11 protein-coding genes are annotated in these 8,825 nt (G+C 71.9%); 4 read left to right on the top strand and 7 right to left on the bottom strand.

Going from position 1 to position 8,825, the window contains the following annotated elements:
- Positions 1-135 precede the first annotated feature (135 nt).
- On the top strand, positions 136-999 hold the full coding sequence (locus ACZ7GX_RS45320; protein WP_498786863.1) for a hypothetical protein: 864 nt from the start codon (positions 136-138) through the stop codon (positions 997-999).
- Between the two features lie 734 nt (positions 1,000-1,733).
- Here the strand turns inward: ACZ7GX_RS45320 and ACZ7GX_RS45315 are convergent.
- The 5 genes from ACZ7GX_RS45315 to ACZ7GX_RS45295 form a co-directional block, all read right to left on the bottom strand.
- Complete coding sequence (locus tag ACZ7GX_RS45315; protein WP_498786862.1) at positions 1,734-2,000, bottom strand: metal-sensitive transcriptional regulator; 267 nt, start codon at positions 1,998-2,000, stop codon at positions 1,734-1,736.
- A 103-nt stretch (positions 2,001-2,103) separates the two neighbouring features.
- A complete protein-coding gene (locus tag ACZ7GX_RS45310; protein WP_498786861.1) occupies positions 2,104-2,982 on the bottom strand; it encodes a sulfite exporter TauE/SafE family protein in 879 nt (292 codons plus the stop codon).
- A 3-nt stretch (positions 2,983-2,985) separates the two neighbouring features.
- Positions 2,986-3,561: a rhodanese-like domain-containing protein gene (locus tag ACZ7GX_RS45305; RefSeq protein ID WP_498786860.1), complete on the bottom strand. Its 576-nt coding sequence runs from the start codon at positions 3,559-3,561 to the stop codon at positions 2,986-2,988.
- A complete protein-coding gene (locus ACZ7GX_RS45300; protein WP_498786859.1) occupies positions 3,558-4,946 on the bottom strand; it encodes a rhodanese-like domain-containing protein in 1,389 nt (462 codons plus the stop codon). Before ACZ7GX_RS45300 ends, ACZ7GX_RS45305 begins: the two co-directional genes overlap by 4 nt.
- 14 nt (positions 4,947-4,960) lie before the next feature.
- Positions 4,961-5,278: a rhodanese-like domain-containing protein gene (locus ACZ7GX_RS45295; protein WP_498786858.1), complete on the bottom strand. Its 318-nt coding sequence runs from the start codon at positions 5,276-5,278 to the stop codon at positions 4,961-4,963.
- Between the two features lie 328 nt (positions 5,279-5,606).
- Here ACZ7GX_RS45295 and ACZ7GX_RS45290 point away from each other — a divergent pair, with 328 nt between their 5' ends.
- Entirely contained in the window at positions 5,607-6,068 is a 462-nt protein-coding gene (locus ACZ7GX_RS45290; protein ID WP_498786857.1) for a hypothetical protein, read from the top strand.
- A gap of 64 nt (positions 6,069-6,132) precedes the next feature.
- Here the strand turns inward: ACZ7GX_RS45290 and ACZ7GX_RS45285 are convergent, their stop codons facing one another.
- Positions 6,133-6,333, bottom strand: coding sequence for a hypothetical protein (locus ACZ7GX_RS45285; protein ID WP_498786856.1), 201 nt, complete (start codon positions 6,331-6,333; stop codon positions 6,133-6,135).
- A 96-nt stretch (positions 6,334-6,429) separates the two neighbouring features.
- On the opposite strand from ACZ7GX_RS45285, the gene ACZ7GX_RS45280 reads away from it, so the two are divergent.
- Positions 6,430-7,179, top strand: a complete 750-nt coding sequence (locus ACZ7GX_RS45280) for an alpha/beta fold hydrolase (protein ID WP_498786855.1) — start codon at positions 6,430-6,432, stop codon at positions 7,177-7,179.
- Between the two features lie 111 nt (positions 7,180-7,290).
- Positions 7,291-7,614, top strand: coding sequence for a hypothetical protein (locus tag ACZ7GX_RS45275; protein ID WP_498786854.1), 324 nt, complete (start codon positions 7,291-7,293; stop codon positions 7,612-7,614).
- A 430-nt stretch (positions 7,615-8,044) separates the two neighbouring features.
- Here the strand turns inward: ACZ7GX_RS45275 and ACZ7GX_RS45270 are convergent, their stop codons facing one another.
- A complete protein-coding gene (locus ACZ7GX_RS45270) occupies positions 8,045-8,566 on the bottom strand; it encodes an IS5 family transposase (protein ID WP_498786853.1) in 522 nt (173 codons plus the stop codon).
- Between the last annotated feature and the right edge of the window lie 259 nt (positions 8,567-8,825).

Genomic DNA, 8,825 nt, shown 5'->3' with positions numbered 1-8,825 from the left:
CTGGCAGGCCACCAACGACATCGTCGAGACCATCGACTGGATCCGAGCCGCACCAGACAAAACCCGATCATGACCCGGCGGACACGCCCTAGCGGTGACCACCGGGCTGATCGACAGGCGGGGGAGGTGGCCGCCGTGAGTGCCCCATCGTTCCGCACCGTCCCGGACCACAGGACGGCGCTGCGAGCCGCCCGTGTCGTGGCCGCCGCCGCGGCGGCGGCCATCGCCGCCTGCGCCGCCGCGGGCCTCTTCTTCCGCGTCTACCGTGATCCCGACGAGATCGTGGCCCTGTTCCGTGCGTACGACGCGGTCGCCTTGGTCGCGGCGGTGCTGCTGATCGTTGCCGTTCTGTTCACGCGCTCGGTCCACGGCGTGCTGTTGTGGGCCGGCGTGCTGGCTTACGCGGCGTACAACTACGCCTACTACTTGTTCGGTGCCCGGCTGAACGTCCTGTTCGGCCTGTACGCGGCCGTCATCGCCCTGGCCATCGCGGGGCTGGTGTCGCTTCTGGTCGCAACGGACCACCGCATGATCGCCGCCCGGTACCGCCGTCGTGCGCCGGTGCGGGTCGTCGCCGTCGTGCTGGCGGTGCCGGCGGTCTCGTTGGGGGTGATGTGGCTGTCCCGGATCGCGGGAGCGCTGTCCGGACAGACGGCGCTGGAGGAGCCGTCGCGGCTGGTCGTGCCGGCCTCCTTCACCCAGCTGGGCGCGGCCTTGGACTTGGCGGTGCTGGTCCCCGCCTACGCGGCGGTGGCCGTGGTGCTGTGGCGAGGCGTCGCGTGGGGGTACCTGGCGGCGACGATGCTGTTGGTGGCCGGAGTGCTGCACCAAGTCGCCTACATGGCGGCGCTGGTCTTCCAGACATCGGCCGGCATTCCCGGGGCCACCGCGTTCGATCCCTTGGAGCCGGTAGTCGCGGGCGCGTTCCTGGGAGCGGCCACCGTGATGCTGTGGCATCGCGACGAGCCCTCCGCCGGCGGACGAGCGGCGGGGGAGTGACCGTCGATTACGGCCGACGCCCACGCGCGTGCCCGGCGTGACGGGGACCCGCCGCGGACGTCCTACGCCGGTCCGCCCACGGCCAAGGCGGCCACCTCGTCCAGGGCTCGCACCGCCGCGGCGTGTGGTCGTACCAGCTCCTCGGCCGGCATGTCCCTGGTCTGACGCGGAGAACAAGCCGCAGTGGGGCGGGACCGCGTCACGCACCGGACACCAACCGGAGGAGTGAACCCTTGTCACCGATGTCCCGCACGGCGCGACTGCGCTGCGCGACGGGAGTGCGCGACCCGGCCACCGTGCCGCCGTTCGAGTTCGGTGTGGTGGCCGCGAGCTACTCGGGCGGCGGCGAGTTCGGTCAGTGCGAGGTCGAGCGGCTGCGGCGGAGCGGGCCCGATCACGTCGGCCCGTACCAGTCGATCGCCTGGTGCTACGCGGCCGGCGTCGGTCAGATCTCCATCCGCAACGGCCTGCGCGGTCCGTCCGGCGTGCTCGTCGCCGACGGGGCGGGCGGTGTGGACGCCATCGCCGACGCGAGCGCCCGGCGCCGGCGGATGGCGACCTCCGGCTGCGCCTACCCCGCCGGTGCCGTCGTGCCGGACGGCACCACCCCGGATCCCGTCGAGGATCCCGACCACCCGTCCGAGCCGCTCGTGACGCGCGTGCCACCGGCCGCTCGTGCCGAGCCGCCGGTCGCGCATCGGGACGACCGACCCGGACCGGGGGCGACCGCGGGGTCAGGCGAGGGAGAGGAAGAGCTTCTCCAGTCGGGCGCGGTCGAGGACGTCGCCGTTCTCGCCGGCGGCGATGCACTGCTCCAGACCGGTGGCGATGATGGCGAAGCCCGCCTTGTCCAACGCGCGGGAGACGGCCGCCAGCTGGGTGACGACGTCCTCGCAGTCCCGGCCGGCCTCCAACATCCGGACCACCCCCGCGAGCTGGCCCTCCGCGCGGCGCAGCCGCTTGATCACGTCACCGACGACCTGGGTGTTCTCCAGTTGCATGTCCTCATCCTCTCCTGCCGCCGCGGATACCCCGGCGGGTACTGCCCGTACAGCGTCGTCCAGCTCTCGGGCATTCCGAGCAGCGAACACGTGGCCGCTGGGTTCAGCGGCCCGCGGTCGCCGGCGGACGCTTGGTGCCGATGTGCCGCAGCGGGCACCGCGGCACGAGTCCGGCACACGTGCCGACGGCGACGCCGATGCCGGCGACCACGAGGAGCGCGGGGACGCGGAGTTGGTCCGGTGCCTGCTGGGTCAGCACGACGGCCCCCATGGCCAGGACGAACCAGCCGAAGCCCCGGCGCAGCGCGTCCCCCGGGATCCGGGCCACCAACCGGCCGCCGACGAGGCTGCCCGCCACGGCGGCCGCGGTGACCGCACCGGTGAGCGCCCAGTCGATCGGCACCGCGGCCAGGTAGCCCGCCAGGCCCGCGAGCGACTTCATCGCGATGACCAGCAGCGAGGTGCCGACGGCGACCGGCATGGGCAGACCGCCGAGCAGTGCCAGCGCGGGGACCACGAGGAAACCTCCGCCCGCGCCGACCAGACCGGTGACCACACCCACGACGGCGCCCTCGGCCAGCACCTTGACCACCGGCAGTTCGGTGTGCGTGGCGTCCGGTGCGGGTGTGCGGCGACCCCGGAGCATCGCCACGGCGGTGGCGACCATCATGACCGCGAAGGAGACCATCAGCACCGGGCCGGGCAGGTGGCCGCCGACGAACCCGCCGGCGAAGGCCCCGACCATGCCGGCGAGCCCGAACAGCAGGCCGGTGCGCCACCGCACGTGCCCGGTGCGGGCGTGGCCGACGACGCTGGCGGCGGACGTCACGCCCACGACCACGAGGGAGGCAACGATGGCCTCCTTCACGCCCATGCCGGCCACGTACACCAGCAGGGGCACCATCAGGATCGACCCGCCACCGCCGAGCAGGCCCAGCAGTACGCCGACGACGACGGCCAGCGCGACGGTCAGCACCAGCACGGCTCACCGCTCCTCGGACGGTCGGGTGGTCGGCGTGACACCGCGCTCGCGACGGCGTTGGTTCCAGGGCATCTTCGCCAGTGCCGTGCCCATCGCGCAGGTGTTGGTCAGGGCGGCGACGACCAGTCCGCCGCCGACGAAGCCGGCCGCCCACTTCGCGCCGGGCACGGCCACACTGGCGAGCACGGCCGAGAGGACGAGCGAGCCCGCCGTGAAGCGGACCTGGCGCTCCAGGTCCCACACCTGCCGGCCGCGGTTGACCGGGCCGCCCGCCCGCTCCCAGTCGGCGATGCCACCGGCGAGCACTTCGCTGTGGCCGAGACCGGCTCCGGTGAGCACCTCGTGAGCCTGGCCGGCACGTTGACCGGATCGGCAGACGAGGACGACGTCCTGGTCGCGCAGCAGTGGGCACAGGTCGTCGAGCTGGTCGCGGAGCCGGTCCAGCGGCACGTTGACCGCGCCGGGGATGTGCCCTGCCTCGAACTCCGCGGGTGAGCGGACGTCGATCAGGCGCGGCGCGGACGTGCCGTCGCCCAGGCGTGCCCGCAGCGAGGAGGCGTCGACAGTGGGCCGGGTCATGCGTGAGCCTCCTGGTCGTGGCGAGCGGGTGTGACGAGGGGGACGCCGGCGGCCCCGGCGTTGTCGAAGGAGTCGTCGATCGCGACCACGTCGACGCCGTGGGCGTCGAGCAGCGCGGCCACCACACCTGCGCGGTAACCACCGGCGCAGTGCACCCAGACCGGGCCCGCCGGAACCTCGTCGAGGCGGTCGAGCACCTCGTGGATCGGGATGTGCGTGGAACCGCTGACGTGCCGCTCGGCACGCTCCTGGTCGCGGCGGACGTCGAGGACGGCGGTCTCCGGGTTCCGGTTCAGCGCGGCGGCGAGGTCGGCGAACGAGGCGGTGGTGTAGCTGCGCAGGGGCTCTCCGCCCGCCCAGTCCCGGGGGCAGCCGGTGGCCATCGCGGCGGGGCGGTCGACTCCGATGCGCACCAGCTCGCGCTGGGCCTCGGCGACGTCCTCGGCGGTCTCGCCGAGCAGCGTCACGGGGGTGCCCCAGGGGATGAGCCAGCCGAGGTAGGTCACGAACGGCCCGTCGAGGCCGAAGTTCAGCGTGCCCGTGACGTGGCCGGACGCGAACGCGGTCCGGTTGCGCAGGTCGACCACCCACTCGCCGTCGTGGATGCGGCGGCGCAGTTCGGCCGGGTCGGCCTCGGAGGGCGGTGAGAGGTCCACCGCGCCCGGCCCGGCCGAGTTCGCCGGCGCCATGTGCGCGTAGTACGCCGGGTAGGCGTCGAGTCCCGCGAGCAGGGTCTGGACGTAGGTGTCGAGGTCGCTGGTCAGCGCCGGGTTCGCCAGCTTCTCCCGGCCGATCGTGCCGGCTGTCGCGTCGGACTGCGTGGCCGAGCAGAAGCTGCCGAATCCGTGCGTCGGGTAGACGGCGGTGTCGTCGGGCAGTTCACGCGCCAGCCGTCGGGCCGAGTGCCACTGGGCGTGCGCCAGCGTGTCGGTGTGGTCGGGTCCCAGCAGGTCCGGGCGGCCGGTGGAGCCGTACAGCAGCGAGCCGCCGGTGAAGACCGCGACCGGTTCAGCGTCCTCCGACAGGGCGAAGGAGAGGTGGGTGTGGGTGTGGCCGGGGGTGAGCAGGACCTTCACCCGCATCCGGTCGCCGACCTCGAGCACGTCCCCGTCGCGCACGCCGACCCGTTCGAAGGAGACGGGGTCGTCGGCGTTGAGCAGGTACTGGGCGCCGACCTCGTGGGCCAGTTCGTAGCCGCCGGTCACGTAGTCGTTGTGGATGTGTGACTCGAAGACGTGGGTGATGCGCACGCCCGCGGCGCGCGCGAGGCCGAGCACCCGGTCGTAGTCGCGCTGCGGGTCGACGACCAACGCGACCTCGCCGTCATGGGCCAGGTACGTCCGGTCCCCGAGCCCCGGTGTGTCGATGGGCAGGACGGTGATCATGGTTGCTCTTCCTCTCAGCGCGCTGCGGTCTCGACCGGGCGACCGGACGCGATCCACGCGCCGGTGCCGCCGAGGACGTCGACGGCGTCGACGCCGACGGCGCGCAGCAGGTTCGCGGCCTGCGCGCTGCGACCACCGGCCTGGCAGATGACGAAGACCGGCTGGTCCTTGGGCAGTTCGCCCACGCGGGCGGGCAGGACGCTCAGCGGCACGTTCCGGGCACCCGGGACGTGACCCGGCCGGTACTCGCGCGCCTCACGGACGTCCACCACCAGGGCGTCCCCCTTCGCCAGGCGGGCGGCGAAGGCGTCCTGGTCGATCTCGTGTGCCATGTCGGCTCCCTTCTCTCGAATACCCCGGGGGGTATCTGACGTTCACGGTAGCACTCTTCCGGATGCCCCGGGGGGTATGTGCGTCACGGTGGGCGGAGGCGTGTGACCAGGCGCGGGTGCGGTGGCCGCGCGCTGGCGCCTGCGGCGTGGGAGACCGCCCGGTGGTCGAGTCGCCTTCACGGTCCATGTCCGGTGGGCGAACCGCGATCCGGTGCGCACGTGGGCGGACCGTCATGATCGCCCTGTTGCAGGGGGCTGCATGATGGCTACTTTGTCGGTTAAGTTCGAGAGGCGGATATGTGGAAAGCTATTTGCGGACGTGGTCGCCATGACCGTGTGGACGTACTACATGCCGAACGCCGAGTGGCGGGTGATCTGTGCGCGCGGCCGTGCGCTTCGGGAGGCGGCGGGCACGCTCGCCGGGCATGCCGTGGGCGACGATGCGCCGCGTCCGATCGACTCGACGTCGGTGGTCAAGGCGATCGTGAGCGGGGCGGCTGACGGGTGGGTCGTGGACCTGCCGGAGCCGTTGGCGGCGGTCGTGGACCACCTCGGTGAGGAGTTGGAGGAGCGGGAGTTCGTGCCCACGTCGGAGTTGGTCGAGGCGCTGGAGATTGAGGCGGTCGCGTTCGCGCGCGAGATGAGCGAGCTGGGGTGCAGTTCGGCAACGCGCGGACGTTCGTGGAACCGCTCTGCGGTGTCGCCGCTGAGGAGTTCTTCGACGTGGGGCAGTCGCGGTCCGTGCCGTGGGAGCGTCGCGAGGAAGCGGCTGGGCTGCTGGCGGCGTTGAAGGACCCGTGTCGCGGGTGGAGCGCCGTGGTGGTCGGTGAGGGCACGCGGTGTTGGTTCGGCAATCAGTTCTCGCTGGTCGCGCCGAAGTTCGCTTCCTGTGGGGTCGATCTCCGGGTGCCGGAGCTGGGCGGGAAGTCCAGCACCTCGTCAAGGGGGTTGCGCAGAACGCCGCCGAAGCGTTCCAGGAGGTTGCGCTGACCGCGGAACCAGTCGACGACCCCGGTCAAGCCGTTGTCGACGCGGAGTGCCGCTCCGGTGCTCACCGGGCCCAAGGTAGCCGGGAGAATAGAATGACGGAATTCGTTACCGCGAACTGTGCATCGCTCGCGTATTCCCTGTGATTTCGACTGGTCGCATTTTTGCGTCTCACGTCCAAGTTCTTCCGATCCGCGGCCCGAGCGGAGGCGCCCGTCACCGGGCGCCACAGGCGCGAGCTGCGCGCCGACGACCTCGCCCGGCTCATCACGCACCTCGACGCCGGCCCGGCGGCCGTCCTCGGCTCCAGCGGCGACGCGGTCAGCGTGCTGGCGCTCGCGCGGGCCCACCCCGAGCCGGCGCACACCGTGATCGCCCACGAGTCGCCGTCGGACCAGCTCGTGCCCGACCGGGAGGACCTGCTCCGGCGGACCGACGAGATGGTCGCCACCTACCTGGCCGGCGACAGGGTGGGCGCGTGGCGGCGGTTCATGGCCATCGCGAACATCCACATGCCCGACGAGCTGGTCGAGCACGTGTTCGGCGGTGAGCGCTCACCGCAGGACCTCGCCGACGAGCGCTTCCAGTACGAGCACATGCTGCGGCCGACCGTGCGGTGGGTACCCGACCTCGACGCGTTGCGCACGGCGTCGACCCGGGTCGTGGTTGGCATCGGCGAGGACTCGGGCGGCGAGCTGTGCGACCGGACGTCGCTCGCGCTCGCCTCGGGTCTCGGCGTCGAGCCGACCAGGTTCCCCGGCGGGCACTTCGGTTTCGTGGACGCCCCGGACCGCTTCGTCGTGCGGCTGCGCGAGGTCCTGTCGGAGGCTGAACCGGGCTTGCGGACCGAACCTCCCGCCACCGTTGGGGCGTCCTTGTCGCCGGGTGGGGTGAGGGTGTGGCCGGAGGTGTGATCGCGGATGCCGGCGGAGGTGAGGGGTGGTGGTGTGGGGCGGCGGATCGTCGATCCGCGGCGTGGGCCTCGCCCCGCGTCATCGTCCGAACCTTCACGAGGAGTGGTTCACTTGTCGGAGTCCCGGTTCTTCTCACGAGCGGCACGCCGGGTCGGTGTCGTCGCGGCGGTGGTCACGCTGTCGGCCCTGCCGGCCACCGTCGCGTCCGCGTCGAGCCCCACCGGGGTCGAGGCGTCCACCTCCCAGAGCGGATACGAGTGTCAGAGGATCACGACCGGTGGCGACGGCGGCATCCGTGCCGTCGGCTGTCAGCCCGAGGTCGAGCCCGGCTACGAGGTGCTGGTCATGGGGCCCCGGCGCACGTTCTTCTGCGAGGCCGTGCAACCCGACGGCGAGGACGGGCTCAGGGGTCAGGGCTGCGCGCAGGTCGGCTGACCCAATCCACCGCCGGCCGGCTCTCGCCTCTACCCGAGACGGGAGCCAGCCGACGCACGGCATCTCCGTTGAGAGCGATCAGGGGGTACAGCATGCGATGGCTCGACTACCAGCAGTAGTTGCCCGATCTGGTGTCCTCGCCGGTGATCACGAGCGACTCGTGCCGCCGAGGCGGGAGCTTCCTGCCCCGCCGGTGACCCGGCTGCCCCCTGACGTGTGAGTAGCTGTTTCCGAGCTACCTGGATCGGGTGAGTCGGCGGCTGGTGATGCGGATCGTGGATCAGCGGACCATGGCCTCGTGATGGTGGCGTAGTCGTTCGTAGTCGCGGACGCAGCGGCGGTGCCCTGTGATCCACGCCAACGTCCGCTCCACCATTCACCTTGTGCGGCACGGTGAAGTACGGCACCTGCGGGCGTTGCACGATTTCCACTACCAGGCGGCGACCCGGTCCTGCGTCGAGGCCGGGGTCACCAGGACGGCCAACGACAGTCCCGTGGTGTGCACGACGATGTGGCGCTTGCGGCCCGCGACCTTGTTGCCGCCGTCCCAACCCCGTGTCGCCCGTCCGACGGTCTCCGCGGCGCGCACCGACTGCGAGTCCATCACCGCCGCCGACGGCGCCGCCACCCGACCCTCCGCCGGCCGAACGCGATCACGCAACCCGTCGAGCAGCCGCTGCGACGCACCGACCCTTTCCCACGCGGCGAAACGCTTGTGGACCGTCGGCCACGGCGGGAAGTCCGCCGGCAGCGCCCACCACTTGATGCCGTTGTCGACCACGTACAGAATCGCGTCCACGATCACCCGCCGGCAGTGCTTCTCCCACCGCCCGCCCCGACCGGCCGGGCAGGTCGGATCGGGCAGCAGCGGGTCCAGCTCGGCCCACTGGGCGTCGGTGACGTCGGTGGCATACCACCTCGTCCGTCGAGTGGGCTGGTGGGAGGCGGCCAAGCGGCAGCACGGGTACCGCGGTCGAACCGCCCGCCGGGATCGGGCGCGATAACAGCGGAACTCCTGGTGGAACGGCGCATGGACACCGTCCCGATCCACCAGGAGTTCCGCTGTCTGCGCACCAAAGCCTCTCCGCCCGACCAAGCTCGGATACAGGCACTGACCTTGTCTTTTAACCTGTTCGGCGGGGTTTGGTGCCCACCTTGTGGTGGGCCGGTCGGGTGTGTGCCTGGCCGGTGGCCAGGACGAGTCCGACGTC

The sequence above is a fragment of the Actinosynnema sp. NPDC037264 genome, assembly GCF_055603705.1.
This window is presented reverse-complemented; position numbering and strand designations above follow the sequence as displayed.

Bases quoted from the DNA above. Each gene is read 5' to 3' on its own strand.
- ACZ7GX_RS45300 (WP_498786859.1), bottom strand. From the start codon at position 4,946: ATGATCACCGTCCTGCCCATCGACACACCGGGGCTCGGGGACCGGACG.
- ACZ7GX_RS45290 (WP_498786857.1), top strand. From the start codon at position 5,607: ATGACCGTGTGGACGTACTACATGCCGAACGCCGAGTGGCGGGTGATC.
- ACZ7GX_RS45305 (WP_498786860.1), bottom strand. From the start codon at position 3,561: ATGACCCGGCCCACTGTCGACGCCTCCTCGCTGCGGGCACGCCTGGGC.
- ACZ7GX_RS45315 (WP_498786862.1), bottom strand. From the start codon at position 2,000: ATGCAACTGGAGAACACCCAGGTCGTCGGTGACGTGATCAAGCGGCTG.
- ACZ7GX_RS45295 (WP_498786858.1), bottom strand. From the start codon at position 5,278: ATGGCACACGAGATCGACCAGGACGCCTTCGCCGCCCGCCTGGCGAAG.